Raw genomic sequence first — 17,336 nt, 5'->3', positions numbered from 1 at the left:
AAATAGTTATATGGCCACTAAGAAAAACAATCAACCTAATAGTAATAAAGATATTAACTACTATAAAAAGAAATTCTGGCGAGTTTTTGCTTATACCTTGCTGGGTATTTTAGCTTTCTTTTTATTTGCCTCGTGGGGATTATTCGGATCGATGCCTTCTTTTGAAGACTTAGAAAATCCGGATTCTAATTTGGCAACAGAAATTATTTCATCTGATGGAGTAGTAATTGGTAAATATTTTAAAACCAACAGATCACAACTTAAATATTCAGATTTGCCGAAAAACCTGGTAGATGCCTTGGTTGCAACTGAAGATGCCCGTTTTTATGAACATTCAGGAATCGACGGACGCGGAACGCTAAGAGCTGCTTTTTCCCTGGGAACCAATGGAGGAGCCAGTACTCTGACACAGCAGTTGGCAAAACAGTTATTTCATCGCGGAGGATCTAGCTTTTTACCTTTTAGAATAGTACAAAAGATAAAAGAATGGATTATTGCTATTCGTTTGGAACGTCAATATACCAAAAATGAGATTTTAGCGATGTACTGCAACGTTTATGATTTTGGAAATTATGCTGTTGGGGTAAGTTCGGCAGCTCAGACTTATTTTTCCAAAGAACCTAAAGATTTAACCATAGACGAATCGGCAATATTGGTTGGAATGTTTAATAATTCATCTCTTTATAATCCGTTGCGAAACCCGGTTGGTGTTAAAAATCGTCGTGATGTGGTGCTGGGTCAAATGGTAAAAGCCAAGATGATTACGGAGGCTCAGAAAGACAAGTACAAGGCAATGCCAATTGCTTTAAAATTCAAATTAGAAAGTCATCGCGAAGGAACAGCGACTTATTTCAGGGAATATCTTCGAGATTACATGAAAAAATGGGTTGCTGAAAACAAAAAACCAGACGGTTCTGATTACGATATTTACAAAGATGGTCTGAAAATCTATACTACTATCGATTCAAGAATGCAGTTACATGCCGAAGAAGCGGTTTCTGAGCACATGAAAAATTTACAGCAACAATTTTTTATTGAGCAAAAAAACAATAAAAATGCACCATTTGTAAATATTACTCAGGCAGAAACAGATAAACTTATGATGCAGGCGATGAAAAATTCTACGCGTTGGGCTATCATGAAAGATCTGGATAAGAGTGAAGATGATATCATTGCTTCTTTTAAAGTAAAAACAAAAATGCGCGTATTTACCTGGAAAGGGGAACGTGATACGGTAATGACACCGCTTGATTCTATTCGTTATTTCAAACACTTTTTACAATCTGGTTTAATGGCGATGGAGCCTCAAACCGGGAATATTAAAGCGTGGGTTGGTGGAATCAATTATAAATATTTTCAATACGATCACGTAGGACAGGGAGCAAGACAAGTAGGTTCTACTTTTAAACCCTTTGTTTATGCCACTGCTATAGAGCAACTAAACATGTCTCCTTGTGATTCTATCCTTGACGGACCGTTTATGATTCACAAAGGACGTCATAACGTTACAGCAGACTGGGAGCCTAGAAACTCAGACAACAGATACCGCGGAATGGTTACCTTAAAACAAGGTTTGGCGAATTCCATAAATACGATTTCGGCTAAATTAATAGATCGTGTAGGACCTGAAGCTGTTGTAGAACTAACACACAAATTAGGTGTTAAAACCGAAATTCCCGCACAGCCTTCGATTGCTTTGGGAGCTGTAGATATTACGGTTGAAGATATGGTTGCTGCTTATGGTACATTTGCCAATCAGGGAGTATATGTAAAACCACAATTTTTAAGCCGTATCGAGAACAAAAGCGGAGAGGTTATTTATGAGCCAATTCCTGAATCTCATGACGTTTTAAATAAAGATATTGCCTTTGCAGTAATCAAATTACTTCAGGGGGTTACAGAAACCGGATCTGGTGCACGTTTACGTACGCAAGGAGGAGGAAGTGGAGATAATCGCTGGACAGGATATCCATACATGTTTAAAAACGCAATTGCGGGTAAAACAGGAACAACTCAAAACCAGTCTGATGGTTGGTTTATGGGAATGGTGCCTAACTTAGTAACAGGAGTTTGGGTAGGTTGCGAAGATCGTTCGGCACGTTTTAAAAGTTTAACTTACGGACAAGGTGCAACAGCTGCATTGCCAATTTGGGGTTACTTTATGAAACTTTGTTATGCAGATCCCGGACTTCAGGTTTCGAAATCAGATTTTGAGCGACCAGCAAATCTTTCGATAAAAGTAGATTGTTATAGTGCTCCAAAAGTAAAAGATACAACAGCTACGGAACAAAACACAGACGAATTCGAACTGTAGTTTAAATTCCTTTTTTATATAAAATTATCCTTTTGTGATCTTCTGAAATCAGTTGAAAACAAAAGGATTTTTTTTGAATAAGTTTTAATGAAATTTTACAGCAAAGAGCGCTAAGATTTACGCAAAGTTCGCAAAGAAAATTAAAACTTTGTGTCTTCGCGCCTTTGCGAGATTTGAAATAGGATTCTTAGTGAATATTGTGGTTAAAAAGTAAATTTTATTTTTTGCGAAATCGTTATAATTTAATCTAAAAATCTTATTTTTATCAAAAATATACGGTAATAAAGACCATTTGTTATGATTACAAAAAAAGTAAATAACGTTCAAGAGGCTACAGCAGGAATAGAAAGCGGAATGACCATTATGTTTGGTGGTTTTGGTTTATGCGGAATTCCTGAAAATACTATAGCAGCATTAGTAAAAACAACCGTTTCTGATTTAACTTGTATTTCGAACAATGCAGGAGTTGATGATTTTGGTTTGGGGTTGCTTTTGCAGAAGAAACAAATCAAAAAAATGATTTCGTCTTATGTTGGCGAAAATGCTGAGTTTGAACGCCAGATGCTTTCCGGAGAACTTGAAGTTGAACTCACACCGCAAGGCACTTTAGCCGAACGTTGTCGCGCAGCACAAGCTGGAATTCCAGCTTTTTTCACTCCGGCCGGTTACGGAACCGAAGTTGCCGAAGGAAAAGAAGTTCGTGAATTCAACGGAAAAATGCATATTATGGAACAAGCTTTCAAAGCTGATTTCGCGATTGTAAAAGCATGGAAAGGCGATGAAGCCGGAAACCTTATTTTTAAAGGAACAGCCAGAAACTTCAATGCATGTATGGCCGGAGCGGCAAAAATTACCGTTGCCGAGGTTGAGGAATTAGTTCCTGTTGGTACTTTAGACCCAAATCAAATTCATATCCCGGGAATTATGGTACAGCGTATTTTTCAGGGTGAAAAATTCGAGAAAAGGATTGAACAACGAACTGTGATACAGAAAGCTTAATTAGATAATGTGCCAATTTGATAATTAGATATTGTTTAGATTGCGCATATTAGCTAATTAAATGAGTGAGGTATTTGTCAATTAGATATTCAAGGCGACATCGCAACTGTGTTGCGTTATATGTATGTGTGTAATTGAAATGGTTTGACAATTAAATGTTTAGTATTAATTACATAAAGTAAAACATTATCTCATTATCAAATTCTCTAATTAACTCATTAAAATACGCACATTAAACTTATGACAAAGCTTTTTAATATATTCCTGTTTTCCTTACTCTCTTTTTCGACTTTCGCACAACCGACAAATGAATTGAGGCAACAATTAAATCAGATCATTTCGTCTAAAAACGCAACAGTCGGAATTTCGATAAAAGGCATTGAAGATAAAGATACTTTAAGTATCAACGGAAACTTAAAAGCGCCTATGATGAGTGTTTTTAAATTTCATATTGCTTTGGCAGTTTTAAATAAAGTGGATGAAGGTAAGCTTTCATTAACACAGGAGATTTTTATTAAAAAGAAAGATTTACATGAAAATACCTGGAGTCCGATGCGAGAAGATTATCCGGATGGGAATGTAAATTTAACTTTAGATAAAGTATTAAGATACACCGTTTCGCATAGCGATAACAATGGTTGTGATATATTGATTGATTTGGTTGGAGGAACAAAAGTGGTACAGAAGTTTATCAATCAACAAGGAATTAAAGACTTTGTGATTAAAGTAAACGAAGATCAAATGAAAACCTGGAAAAATCTTTATGTTAATACAACTACTCCACTGGCAACAACAACGTTATTGGAAAAGTTTTTTAAAGGAGAAATTCTAAAAGAAAGCACCACAAAGTATTTGTACCAGATAATGACAGAAACATCAAGAGGTTTAACCTGGATGAAAGCCGGACTTCCTGAAAATACAGAACTGGCGCACAGAACAGGGATTTCAGGAACTAATGATGCTAATTTGAGAGTAGCAATGAATGATATTGGAATTGTAAAACTCCCCAACGGAAAGCATTTTATTTTATCCGTTTATTTAAAAAACATAATAGAGAAACAAGAAGATACAGAGAAAATAATTGCAGACATAACAAAAGCAACCTGGCATTATTTTACAAGAAAATAATTAGATAATTAGAAAATATGATAATTAGATTGCTCAAAGTGCAGCATTATCTAATTATCTAATTTCCAAATTGACACATTAAAGACTATGTTAACAAAAGAAGATATTGCAAGACGAATTGCAAAAGAAGTAAAAGACAGGTATTTTGTGAACTTAGGAATCGGAATTCCGACTTTGGTTGCGAATTACGTGAGAGAAGATATTGCAGTTGAGTTTCAGAGCGAGAATGGCGTTTTGGGCATGGGACCTTTTCCTTTTGCGGGAGAAGAAGACGCTGATATTATCAACGCGGGAAAGCAAACGATTACCACACTTCCAGGAGCAAGTTTCTTTGATTCTGCTTTTAGTTTCGGAATGATTCGCAGCCAGAAAGTAGATTTAACGATTTTGGGTGCCATGGAAGTTTCTGAAAACGGAGATATTGCCAACTGGAAAATTCCGGGTAAAATGGTAAAAGGAATGGGAGGCGCAATGGATTTGGTGGCTTCCGCCGAAAATATTATCGTGGCCATGATGCATGTTAATAAAGCAGGAGAATCTAAAATATTAAAAAAATGTACTTTGCCATTAACGGGTGTAGGATGCGTTAAAAAGGTCGTAACCGAATTGGCAGTTCTAGAAGTAACTGAAAAGGGTTTTAGGCTCTTAGAACGTGCGCCAGGTGTTTCTGTCGAGCACATCATCGCTTCTACAGAAGCTGATTTAATTATTGAAGGAGAAATTCCTGAAATGGCTATTTAGATTAAAAAAAAAGATTTATGCCACAAAGACACGAAGACACAAGTTTTCTAAATAACAAAACCGCCTAATTTGGCAGTTTTTGTTTTATACTTTTAAAAATTACTTTGCGACTTTGTGTCTTTGTGGCATTTTATTACAATGTAAAACTCATACGGCCAAAGTAGTAAGCTCCGGTAGTTCCCATTTGCACAGGAGCATATTTGAAAACTCCATAATAACTGTTTTCGTAAATTTGTCTGTCCGGGAAAATATCAAATAAGTTATTCGCTCCCAAAGCAATCTGAATTTTTGGAGTTATTTTATAAGCTACCGTCATATCTGTAACCACTTTTCCGTTGTGTTTCTGGATGCCTCCAAAAGGGAAACCATCACGAATTACTTCTCCAAAATAAGTATTTCTTACTAAGAAATTCCATTTGGTCAGGCTATAATTAATAGCAAAAGTACCTTTGTGTTTAGGCGTATTGGTCTCGATCAGACTTCTTTCCTGAGGTCCGTAATACACATCTTCCTGACCCACAAATAAAGATGGAATATTGTTTAACTGATCATCTACTTTATTGTCGTTGTAGTTGTACAATAACGAAAGATTCATTTTTCCCGGACCAACATTCATATCATAATCAATTACAACGTCAACTCCGTTTGTAGTAGTGTTAATGGCATTGGTAAAAAAACGGCCCGTTTGTGCGCCGTATTGCGCAAACAAAGTACGAAGGGCAGGGACAGGTTCACCAGAAGCGTCATTTCCTAAGTTTCCTGTAAGGATGATTCTATTATCAATTCTAATGTGGTAATAATCAGCTGTAATATGTAATTTTTTTGTTGGAGAATAAACAATTCCAAAACTGTAATTTCTCGAAGTTTCTTCTTTTAATTTCGGAATTCCCAATTCTTTCGCTACCTGACTGTCATTTCTAAAAATACCCGAATTCAGGATTTGCCCGTCAACAGCATCAGTTGCAATATTGTTGAAATATTGTTGGTGCAATGATGGTGCTCTGAAACCAGAACTAATGGCTCCACGAACAAATAGATTATCTAAGATTTTATATCTCGCAGATAATTTTCCGTTGATCGTATTTCCAAAATCAGTATAATCTTCGTAACGACCTGCAACTCCAATCAATAATTTCTCAGTAATATCCGCCTCAACATCAGCATAAACCCCAACGCTGTTTCTGTTTTCATTCACTTCATTCAAAGGAGAAAATCCCGGGAATGATTGTGCCCCGCCGTTGATATAAGAGTTCTCTTCTCCAGGAACAATTTTGTATTTCTCAAAACGATATTCACCTCCAAATGCAACATTTAAACCATGAAAAATATCTTTATATAATCTCGAAATGTCAGCATTCACAGTGTTTTGCAAGAAAGAGTGATTTCCGGCTTTAAAATCTGTCTGACCATTATCCCCTAACGAAACGTTGTTGGTATTTGATACATCATAAACAAATTTGTTTTCACCAATAGTATTGCTCACATCCAGTTTCCATTCTCCAAATTTAAATTTAAAACCAACTGAAGAAGAAAGATCTGTTACTACAGAATTCAATTCAGGTTGAAACCCGAAAGGAAAAATAGAAGCTACAACATTTTCAGTTTCACTTGGTAAACGTCTGAAACCGTAACCTGTACCTTCTCTGTGGCTTACGCCTCCATTTGCATAAAACTCGATTTGATCGTTTAACGGAATCGATGCATTAAAGAATCCCTGAATATTCTGGATTTTTGCATCTCCGATCTGAAAATTAAAATCATCACGAGTCAAACCATTCTGAGCTAATAAATTATCATCAATCTGGCGTGATTGTGCTGGATCATTTGCAAAATCATAAGCAAAGAAATTACCCTCAGCCGATTGATCGAAAATGATCAGGTTATTGTTTTGAGAACGATTTGTTTTCTGACGATCATTAAATTCAGCCGAAAGGTTAATAAATCCACCTTTGTTGCCAATTTTTGTTCCGTAATTTAAGTTCACGTTTGTAGTTTGTCCGTCATCTCTTGATGTTGAACCATAAGTAGCGTTTACTTCTAAACCTGCATTGTCTTTTAAAACCAAATTGATTACACCCGCAATCGCATCAGAACCGTATTGTGCCGAGGCACCATCACGTAAAACTTCAATTCTCTTGATTGCCGAAACCGGAATTGCACTTAAATCTGTTCCCACAGAACCATTTCCTACCGTGTTTTGGTAATTAACTAATGAAGTGGTGTGTCTTCTTTTTCCGTTAATTAAAACCAAAACCTGATCAGGACCTAAACCTCTTAACGAAGCCGGATCTATATGTTCTGTACCATCGGCAGAAGATTGGCGGTTTGAATTGAATGACGGAATCAAATACGTCAAAATATCGTTTGTAGTAGTTTGCGGCGTTGTATTTCTGATTTTAGCCAGATTAACAACATCAACAGGAACTGCTGTTTCGAGTTTACTCTTATTAGGATTTCTACTTCCTACGACTACAATTTCGTCAAGACTATTATTTTCCAGGGCCAATTGTACTTCGATAACGTGATCTTTTGCAAGGATTTCCTTGGTTTGATAGCCAAATAACGAAACAATAAGCGTTGGATTATTTGCAGAAGCATTAATTGTAAACTTGCCTAAAGCATCGCTTGAAGCATTAATTTGAGTTCCTTTGATTAAGATTGTAGCAAATTCCAGAGGATTTCCGTTTTCATTCGTAATTGTTCCTTTTATCTCGTGACCTTGTGCAAAAAATAAAGTGCTGGATAAAGTAAGAATTGCTGTTATGACAATTTTTAATTTTTTTCTCATTGATAATTTAGTTTTGTAATTGGTGTGATAATTATTCAAAAAGATCCTACATAGCTTCTATTTGTCTACTATTTACATGGGATAATGAATAAAATGCAAATGTAATCGTAAATAATCAAAATCGATTTATAAAATGATATTATTTCTAAGATAATGGTGTCATATTTTGAGTTTAATGAAATATCTTTGCTGAAAATTTAAAAAGAGAAAAAATGAAATTACGTTTATTACTTTTTTTGTGTGCCATGACTTTTAATGGTTTTGCACAAAATAATGTATTAGTTTTTCAATCAGATTTTGGTTTGAAAGATGGGGCAGTATCTGCTATGAAAGGGGTTGCAATGGGAGTTTCTACCGATATTAAAATATTTGATGTAACTCATGAAATCCCGGCATTTAATATTTGGGAAGCAGCATATCGTTTGTCGCAAACGGCTCAATATTATCCAGCAGGAACAGTATTTGTATCGGTTTGTGATCCTGGAGTGGGTACAGCGAGACATTCTGTTGTGTTGTTGACTAAATCTGGTCATTATTTTGTAACTCCGGATAACGGAACTTTGACTTTAATAGCAGAACAATTAGGGATTCAGGAAATTCGTGAGATTGATGAAGTAAAAAACCGTCGCCAAAACTCAAACGAATCTTATACTTTTCACGGTCGTGATGTGTATGCTTTTACCGGAGCTCGTTTAGCGTCTAAAACCATCACTTTTGAAGAAGTTGGACCAAAACTGCCAAACGAAGTGGTGAAAATCGATTACCAAAAACCGGTTTTCGAAAAAGGAATCATCAAAGGAGGAATTCCGATTTTGGATATTCAATATGGAAATGTTTGGACTAATATCGACAAGAAAACTTTCGCTAATTTAGATTTAAAAGCAGGTGATTTTGTTAAGATCCAGATCTTCAACGGAACTAAGAAAGCTTATGAAGGAAAATTGAAACTGGTACATACTTTTGGAGAAGTTCAGGTAGGTACTGATGTTTGTTATTTCAACAGTCTTTTAAACTTTTCATTGGCCGTAAACCAAGGAAGTTTCTCAGCAAAACATAAAATTTACAGCGGAGCTGACTGGAGTATTTTGCTTAGTAAATAAGCAGTAAACCAATTCATGAGATAAAAAAAACCGCCCAATTAGGCGGTTTTTATTATTTATAATCTTTGCGACTACTTAGCGTCTTTGCGAGATTCTTTTCTTTGTTCAACTTTGCAAAAAAAAAACTTAGTGTCTTTGTGGCAAAGAAAGCTTTTTACAAATTAAAAGAAGCTCCTAAACTAAAAGTAAACTGATTGTTTAAGTGATCAAATACTCCATTGTCGCTGCCGTATTTTGCAATTGGGAAACCAAGTTCTGTAAAAACACCAAATCCTTCAGTAAAAAAATAACGACCACCAACATGACCGCCAAAATTGTGTAATCCTAAACTTAAACCTGGGTAAACATCTAATTGATCAACACCAATAACACTGCTTAAATTAGCATTAATTCTTGCTTTAGCATCAAAACGATCGCCAAAATCAGGTTTGTAATCATTGTAAGCACTACTATTATAAAAACCATTAAAATTATCTACGCCTAATAAGTAATTAGCAACAAAACCAAAAGAGAAATTTTCTCCTAAACCAAAATCTACAGACCCCTGAATTCCTGACCCACCATCTTGTATGTTAGCACCAACGTTAACTTTAACATCTCCTTTTCCTTTAAAAGCCTGTTGAGCTTGTGTAAATCCAAATGATACTAAAAACAAAAGTGTAATAACCTTTTTCATAAACTTAAATATTAATTATTTTAAAATGCAAAAATAGTTTTTTATGGATTAATTCCTACCTTTTTCATCAGAATACAATTCGTTTAACGGATCGCTCTGCCAGAATTCCTTGGTATTCACATCCATAATAGTCAAAGGTCCCTTAAAAGCGGCACCCGTATCAACATTCCATACACAAGCTTTATTTACCGGAACTGTTTTTCCAATTCGGGTAACCGGCGTATGTCCAATGTAAATTTCTTTATATATCGTAAAACGTTTGGGATAGTACAAATCATCTGGTTTTAATTTTGGATCTAAAGCAAGTGCAGATTCCCAAAGTGTTCTGTCCCAGTAAAATAATTTTGGAAAATATTCCCAGACCACACCATTCAGATTCGTGAAACCCGCATGAACAAAAAGACGGTTTTCATCATCAAGATAATAATCCTGAAGTGCTTCAAAAAAAGCAATATGTTCTTTTTTTCGTTCTGCCGAAATTTTAGAATATCCTTCAACAGTAGCTTTTCCTCCATGTTTGTACCACATTTCTTCATCAAGATCTTCATGTCTGTTTTCAAGCCAGTCTAAGGCCAGCTGATCATGATTTCCTCGAATGCAAATGCAGTTTTGTTTGAGTTTCAGGTCAATTAAATAGTCAATTACCTCTGCCGACTGGCTCCAGCCATCAACATAATCGCCTAAAAATATAAGAGTATCTTGTGTAGTAACTTCAGCCTTTTTCAACACTTGCTCAAGAGCGAGTAATCCTCCGTGTATGTCGCCAATAACAAATGTTCGCATTTTAATTTTTTTGGTGTAGAGGATACAAAAATAAAGAAAATGATTTGTTTGAGATCAATAAGTTGTTAATCTTTAAAAATTGATACTATTTATAACTATTAACTGCGTTCTTTTTATTGGTTTAGTGTTTAAATTTGCATAATGTCAGAGGTGCCAACATATCGAAAAATTATCCATATTGATATGGATGCTTTTTATGCTTCGGTAGAGCAAATGGATAATCCTGCTTTACGCGGGAAACCTGTTGCTGTTGGCGGTTCAGAGAATAGAGGAGTAGTTTCGGCAGCAAGTTACGAAGCGCGTAAATTTGGTGTACGTAGTGCTATAAGTGGGGTTTTGGCCAAGAAATATTGTCCTGAAATTATTTTTGTTCGTCCGAGGTTTGATCGTTATAAGGAGATTTCAAATAAAATTCACGCCATTTTTCATGATTATACAGATTTGGTCGAGCCGCTTTCACTCGACGAAGCTTATCTGGATGTAACACAGAATAAAAAAGGAAACCCAAGTGCCAGTTTATTGGCAGAAGAAATTAGATTACGAATTTTGAACGAAGTTGGAATCTCCGCTTCGGCAGGAATTTCCATCAATAAATTCGTGGCTAAAATTGCCAGTGATGTCAATAAACCAAACGGACAAAAAACGGTAAATCCTGATGAAGTCGAAGCTTTTCTGGAAGAATTGCCTATTAGAAAGTTTTATGGTGTTGGAAAAGTAACTACGGAGAAAATGTACCAATTGGGAATTTTTACCGGAACAGATCTGAAAAGTAAATCGGTAGAATTTCTGGAAAAGCATTTCGGAAAGTCAGGAGCTTTTTATTACAATGTGGTTCGTGGTATTCACAATAGCGAAGTAAAGTCGCATCGCATCACCAAATCGGTTGCAGCAGAAAATACTTTCGATGTCAATTTAACTTCTGAAATTTTTATGCTGGAGCAGCTTGATAAAATTGCCACTTCATTAGAAAGACGATTAAAAAAATACAATATTTCAGGTAAAACAGTTACCCTTAAAATAAAATACAGCGATTTTACCCAGCAAACCCGGAGTAAAACTTTGCCCTATTTTATTTCAGATAAAAGCCTGATTCTCGAAACAGTAGAAGAATTATTATATCAGGAAAAAATGAAAGATTCAGTCCGATTACTCGGAATTTCTCTTAATAATTTAAACACAGAAGAGAAAAAAGCAGTTGTAGTACAATTAAAATTTACCTTCTAACTCATATTAAACAATCGTTAAATAGAAAATAAATTTATTTTGTGATGAATTTTCGTTCTATCTTTGAGTAGAAAGATTTTTATCCTTTAAATTATTTAAAATGAAAAATGCCGATTTTGATGAAGGCTCCCATCGTAATTCAGTTCCTATCCTTGCATGGGATTTTCATTATGAATATTTGAATGAGTTGAAAGCTATTTTCTCTGATTTGAAAAAAGTCAATAAAATTTCGAATCAATTTACCTGGAATGAGAAGAATCTCGAAATAGAAGAACGCATTAAAGAAGAAGTTGTAGTTGTGACAGATCTTGATCTAAAGATTGTTTTTGTTTCAAACGGAATCAAAAGAATGACGGGGTATTCTGAATGCGAAGTTTTAGGCAGGACGCCAAAAATGTTTCAGGGCCCGGAAACTTCTAAAACTGTTCTAAAAGAGATTAGGGAAGCAATCAAATTGCAGGTTCCTTTCGAAAAAACAATTCAAAACTACAGAAAAGACGGCCGAACATACAATTGTCAAATCAATGGAGTTCCGGTTTTTAACCTAAAAGGAAAACTGACGCACTTTATTGCTTTCGAGAAAGAAGTTGCGTGAAAATTTAACCGCAAAGTTCGCAAAGAATTTACAGAAGGTTCGCAAAGTATATAAATAAATAAAACCGCCCATAAAGGCGGTTTTTATTGTTTGTACAGTTTATTTTTAAAATTTAGTTTAAAAAAACTTTGCGTTCTTCGCGTAAATTCTTTGCGAACTTTGCGGTTAAATACTAAAGATTTTCGAAGAAATCATTTCCTTTATCATCGGTAATAATAAAAGCAGGGAAATCTTTTACGGTAATTTTACGAACCGCTTCCATTCCTAATTCCTCGAAGTCAACCACTTCAACTTTCAGGATGTTGTCTTGTGCCAAAATTGCTGCAGGACCTCCAATAGAACCCAAGTAGAATCCGCCGTATTTGTTACACGCATCCGTTACTTGTTTGGTACGGTTTCCTTTTGCCAGCATGATCATACTTCCGCCATGTTTCTGGAATTCATCTACATAAACATCCATACGGCCAGCCGTTGTTGGTCCAAAACTTCCTGAAGCCATTCCTTCCGGAGTTTTTGCCGGACCAGCATAATAAACAGGATGATTTTTAAAGTATTCTGGCATTGGTTTACCTGCTTCCAGTAATTCTTTGATTTTTGCGTGAGCAATATCTCGGGCAACAATTACAGTTCCGTTTAGTTTTAAACGGGTTTTGATAGGATATTGAGATAATTTAGCCAAAATATCTGCCATTGGCTGATCTAAATCAATTTCAACAGGAGCTTCTAAATGTGGAGCTGTTTCCGGTAAAAATTGTTTTGGATTAACTTCCAATTGTTCAACGAAAATTCCGTCTTTATTAATTTTTCCTTTAATGTTTCTATCAGCAGAACAAGAAACTCCTAATCCAACCGGACAAGAAGCCGCGTGACGAGGCAAACGAATGACACGAACATCGTGTGTGAAATATTTACCGCCAAACTGAGCGCCAATTTCGCTTTCCTGACAAATTTGCTGCACTTTAGCTTCCCATTCAATATCGCGGAAAGCCTGACCAGCCATGTTTCCTGAAGTAGGAAGATTGTCGTAATATCCAGCTGATGCTTTTTTAACAGCGCTTAAATTCGCTTCCGCAGAAGTTCCTCCAATTACTAACGCCAGGTGATACGGCGGACAAGCCGAAGTTCCTAAATCTTTTATTTTTGCACGAACAAAAGCATCCATCGATTTTTCATTCAATAATGATTTTGTTTGTTGGTATAAGTAAGTTTTATTAGCAGATCCACCACCTTTTGCCATAAATAAAAACTCGTACGAAGTTCCTTTTTTAGCATAAATATCAATTTGCGCCGGAAGATTCGATCCTGAATTTTTTTCTTCAAACATCGAAATCGGAACAATTTGCGAATAACGTAAATTACGTTTTTGGTAGGTATTAAAAATTCCTCTGCTCAACCATTCAGCATCGTCAACACCAGTAAAGATGCTTTCTCCTTTTTTAGCCATTACAATCGCTGTTCCGGTATCCTGACAGCTTGGTAACTGACCTTCAGCAGCAACCGAAGCATTTTGTAATAAATTATAAGCTACAAAACGATCATTATCTGTCGCTTCGGGATCATCAAGAATCTTACGCAGTTTTTGCAAATGCGCTGTTCTTAGCATAAAAGAAACATCTGTTAAGGCTTCTTCGGCCAATAATTCTAATCCTTTTGGATCAACGGTCAAAACTTCACGTTCTCCAAATTGTTCCACTTTTACAAAATCAGAAGTAATTTTGCGGTACTGTGTATCATCCTTTAAAATAGGATAAGGGTCTTGGTATATAAAATCAATCATTTCTTTGTTTTTTACAAAGTTAGAAATTATTTACCTAAGAAAGAATTTGAATAAGGGATGTTTTTTAAGTGTTTATTCTTGTTTGTGAAAGTCATCAAAACTCATTTTTTTCTCAAAATAAATCTTGTCTTTTGCAGAGAGTAATTGCTTTTTCCATTGATTTCCGCTTAAGCGAAAAACAATCGAATCGGAATGTTTAGCGATTCCCATGTTCTCATCATTATCATCAGGTTCAAAAGAAATGGTCTTGCAATAGAATGATTCAGGATTGGCTTTCGCCGAAGGATTTTCGAATTCGACCCAACTTCCCCAGCCACTATCAGACATTGTATACCAGTCGTAAACCAATTGTATATCATTGTTTTTTAAATAATATAAATAATGACTTTGATTGTAACCGCAGGCAGGATACCCAAAACTAATTTGAATAAAAGGCGAACTCTTGGCACTTTCCGTTCCTAATCCGTACATGGCAGACCACTCAGATCCTTTATCAACTCCCTTAATGGTAATTTTTGAAGTAGTCGTTTTGGTTTTATTCTGGTAAAAATCAAGTTGGTATTGTGCCGTAACAATACTGTCTTTGTCTGCTTTTTGCTCTGCAAGATGTGCCAAAACATAATTGTCTCTTGATGTTTCTCCGTAATCAGCAATAGAAATGGTATCTGTTTTTAAGAAATTTTCTTTAGCTGCAATTGTTTCGGTTTTAGGTTGCGATATTGTGTCAACTAATTGATTTAATGGTTTTGGTTTTTGACATCCTATTAAAACGCATAGGATAAAAAGGTATTTTGGTTTCATAATTAGCAATCGGTATTATTTATTCTACAGATAGAACGAATAGTTTCTTTTTTTGATAGAGCTCTGCTAACGAGATTTTTTCTCCATTTAAATAAAAAAGCTGATTTTGGTATTGAACTTCATTAGGATTAAACAGAAAAGCATAATTGTCGCGATCGTTCAGAATTCCCAGGTTGTCGTAGTTTAATTCTACGATTTTGACATAATTTATGATGTTTAGCTTATTGGCTTCTTCTATTGTTATCGGTGTTTCATCATATCTAAGGCAGTATTTGTCTCCTTCTCCGGGCATTCCAAACCAAGGAATTGCTTTTGCAGATACTAACGAAATATAATCCGGAACTTCATTAAAAACAAATAACTTCTTTTCGTAGTTTTCAAAAAACGCAGGCAAAGATTTTCTCTCAAATGGTTCTTTATTATTCCAGAAAAAGACACCTTGATTTTGCCACGAAGGATCCTGCAGGTTTTTTTCAGTAGCACTATCCCAATAGTGCATATACAATTCGCGAGGGATAAAAGTCAGAATCGAATCGTTTATTAACCAGTCAATTTTATTAGGTTCGAATTTCGTTTCTTCAGTCTCTAATTCTTTATTTTCAACTGCTTCATTTTCTGTTGCTTCAGTTTCAACTTTTTCAATTGTAACTTCTTCAACAGGTTGGCTTTTTTCCTGAGATTTGATTTCTTCCGGAATTTCAACTTCTCTTTTTTTGCTAAAAAATCTCTTAAACATAGTAGGTTTTTTGATTCATCATATTATAAATCTGATTGTAATCTCTGGTTTAAAAAAACCAAGTTGCCACAAAAATTGCCGTAATAACACAAATAAGATCCACTAAAAGCATTGTACCCAACGCATAGCGAGTATTTTTGATGTTAACCGAGCCAAAATAAACCGCAATTACATAAAACGTACTTTCGGCACTGCACTGAAAAATACTACTTAATCTTGCTGTCAAAGAATCTGCACCAAACGTATTCATCGAATCAATTAAAAATCCGCGTGATCCTGCAGAACTAAACGGGCGAAGCATGGCAACAGGTAATGCATTGGTAATCTCTTTACTCACTCCCATATTGGAAAAAACAAATGCAATTGCATCACTGATAATTTCGAATAAACCACTGTTTCTAAAAAGAGAAATAGCCACTAACATTCCCAATACATAAGGAAAAATAGTAACACCGGTTTTTACCCCATTATTGGCACCCACTACAAATGTCTCAAAAACGGTAGTATTGGCATCACTGAATTTCTTTTCATGTTTGAAAGAAAAAATCAATGTAAAAGCAATAATGCCAATTAATATTAAACCCGAAAGGTTTGAGGTAAAGTAGTTTTTTCCAATTAAATCCAGATGATTTACATACATCAGCAAACCAACAATGGCAGCGATTAATCCCATTAAGACAATGACAAGAGAAGCGCTTTTAAAATTAATTTTTTGCTTAATTCCCACAATCAAAAATGCTGCGATCGTACCAATGAAAGAAGTAATAATACACGGAAGCATAACATCAGCAGGATTAGTGGCGTTGGCCGCAGCACGATAACCAATAATTGAAGTTGCGATCAGGGTTAAGCCCGAAGCGTGAAGGCACATAAACATAATCTGAGCATCACTAGCCCTGTCCTTGTCGGGATTTATTTCCTGTAAACTCTCCATGGCTTTAAGTCCAAAGGGAGTTGCAGCCGAATCTAATCCAAGGAAGTTTGCGGCAAAGTTTAACGTCATGTAAGATATAGAAGGGTGATTTTTAGGAATACTCGGAAAAACCTTTACAAATACCGGACTCAATACTTTGGCTAATTTTCCAGATGCTCCTGAAATAATTAAAAGCTCCATTAATCCGCAGAAAAAAGCCAGATAAGCAATAAGAGGCAATATCAAATCTACTAGAGTGCTTTTGCAAGTAGGTAATAAGCCATCAGATTTTTGAAGACCGCTGAAAATTTTTACCGTTTTATTCTTGAAAACATAAGTAGAATCAGCATTAAGCGTATCGCGATTGATGATCATGGTCTGATCCGGAGCTTTTTGAATGCTGTCTTTGATGAAAGCAGGAAGTTCATGGATGTATTTTTCAGAGACCAGAATAGGATCGTCTTTTTTTCCGTTTATAACAGAATCAATAGTATAAGTGTTGGCAGTAAATAAACTGACCACAATAAAGACAATTGAGGAAATAAAAATGACTAACCAAAATCTACTTAATACCATAATGCTAATTTTTTTTGTAAATATAATTATTTAGCGATTGTATGCACAAAGATTTTATGAATGAGAGAAGAAGTATTTAATTATAGTCTAAAAATAATCATAATATATCGCCCCGATAGGGCTTTAAATTAATTGACGATTCTTTCCGCTAGCTCCATAGGAGCGATATATAAAAATTAGCGAAT

Annotated in this window: 14 protein-coding genes; 7 read left to right on the top strand and 7 right to left on the bottom strand. The window is 35.4% G+C overall.

The genetic code is table 11. The annotated features are described in order from the left end of the window. The first annotated feature begins 10 nt into the window (after positions 1-10). The 4 genes from IRZ78_RS18930 (at position 11) to IRZ78_RS18915 (ending at position 5,182) form a co-directional block, all read left to right on the top strand. Positions 11-2,314: a transglycosylase domain-containing protein gene (locus IRZ78_RS18930; protein WP_194618007.1), complete on the top strand. Its 2,304-nt coding sequence runs from the start codon at positions 11-13 to the stop codon at positions 2,312-2,314. Positions 2,315-2,611: 297 nt separating this feature from the next. Next, a complete protein-coding gene (locus tag IRZ78_RS18925) occupies positions 2,612-3,313 on the top strand; it encodes a CoA transferase subunit A (protein WP_194618006.1) in 702 nt (233 codons plus the stop codon). 240 nt (positions 3,314-3,553) lie between these two features. Next, entirely contained in the window at positions 3,554-4,441 is an 888-nt protein-coding gene (bla, locus tag IRZ78_RS18920; protein WP_194618005.1) for a class A beta-lactamase, subclass A2, read from the top strand. Between the two features lie 87 nt (positions 4,442-4,528). Further along, positions 4,529-5,182, top strand: a complete 654-nt coding sequence (locus IRZ78_RS18915; RefSeq protein WP_194618004.1) for a CoA transferase subunit B — start codon at positions 4,529-4,531, stop codon at positions 5,180-5,182. Positions 5,183-5,315: 133 nt separating this feature from the next. On the opposite strand, the gene IRZ78_RS18910 is transcribed toward IRZ78_RS18915, so the two are convergent. After that, positions 5,316-7,970, bottom strand: a complete 2,655-nt coding sequence (locus IRZ78_RS18910; protein ID WP_194618003.1) for a TonB-dependent receptor — start codon at positions 7,968-7,970, stop codon at positions 5,316-5,318. 212 nt (positions 7,971-8,182) lie between these two features. On the opposite strand from IRZ78_RS18910, the gene IRZ78_RS18905 reads away from it, so the two are divergent. Next, entirely contained in the window at positions 8,183-9,070 is an 888-nt protein-coding gene (locus tag IRZ78_RS18905) for an S-adenosyl-l-methionine hydroxide adenosyltransferase family protein (RefSeq protein ID WP_194618002.1), read from the top strand. 154 nt (positions 9,071-9,224) lie between these two features. Here IRZ78_RS18905 and IRZ78_RS18900 read toward each other — a convergent pair whose 3' ends face one another. After that, positions 9,225-9,746, bottom strand: a complete 522-nt coding sequence (locus tag IRZ78_RS18900) for a DUF6646 family protein (protein ID WP_194618001.1) — start codon at positions 9,744-9,746, stop codon at positions 9,225-9,227. A 48-nt stretch (positions 9,747-9,794) separates the two neighbouring features. Further along, positions 9,795-10,529 carry a metallophosphoesterase family protein gene (locus IRZ78_RS18895; protein WP_194618000.1) on the bottom strand — a complete coding sequence of 245 codons (735 nt, stop codon included), beginning with the start codon at positions 10,527-10,529 and terminating at the stop codon, positions 9,795-9,797. A 141-nt stretch (positions 10,530-10,670) separates the two neighbouring features. On the opposite strand from IRZ78_RS18895, the gene dinB reads away from it, so the two are divergent. Continuing rightward, a complete protein-coding gene (dinB, locus tag IRZ78_RS18890; RefSeq protein WP_194617999.1) occupies positions 10,671-11,753 on the top strand; it encodes a DNA polymerase IV in 1,083 nt (360 codons plus the stop codon). Positions 11,754-11,853: 100 nt separating this feature from the next. Then, entirely contained in the window at positions 11,854-12,348 is a 495-nt protein-coding gene (locus IRZ78_RS18885) for a PAS domain-containing protein (RefSeq protein WP_194617998.1), read from the top strand. Positions 12,349-12,520: 172 nt separating this feature from the next. On the opposite strand, the gene IRZ78_RS18880 is transcribed toward IRZ78_RS18885, so the two are convergent. The 4 genes from IRZ78_RS18880 to IRZ78_RS18865 form a co-directional block, all read right to left on the bottom strand. Continuing rightward, entirely contained in the window at positions 12,521-14,125 is a 1,605-nt protein-coding gene (locus IRZ78_RS18880) for a fumarate hydratase (protein WP_194617997.1), read from the bottom strand. Positions 14,126-14,197: 72 nt separating this feature from the next. Continuing rightward, on the bottom strand, positions 14,198-14,926 hold the full coding sequence (locus tag IRZ78_RS18875) for a hypothetical protein (protein WP_194617996.1): 729 nt from the start codon (positions 14,924-14,926) through the stop codon (positions 14,198-14,200). A 19-nt stretch (positions 14,927-14,945) separates the two neighbouring features. Further along, positions 14,946-15,662, bottom strand: a complete 717-nt coding sequence (locus tag IRZ78_RS18870; RefSeq protein ID WP_194617995.1) for a hypothetical protein — start codon at positions 15,660-15,662, stop codon at positions 14,946-14,948. Between the two features lie 49 nt (positions 15,663-15,711). Beyond that, complete coding sequence (locus tag IRZ78_RS18865) at positions 15,712-17,151, bottom strand: nucleoside recognition domain-containing protein (protein WP_194617994.1); 1,440 nt, start codon at positions 17,149-17,151, stop codon at positions 15,712-15,714. Positions 17,152-17,336: the final 185 nt, after the last annotated feature.

It is taken from the genome of Flavobacterium sp. CSZ (genome assembly GCF_015350725.1).
Lineage (GTDB): Bacteria > Bacteroidota > Bacteroidia > Flavobacteriales > Flavobacteriaceae > Flavobacterium.
The sequence above is the reverse complement of the archived record's forward strand: the minus strand, read 5'-3'. Positions and strand labels throughout refer to the sequence as shown.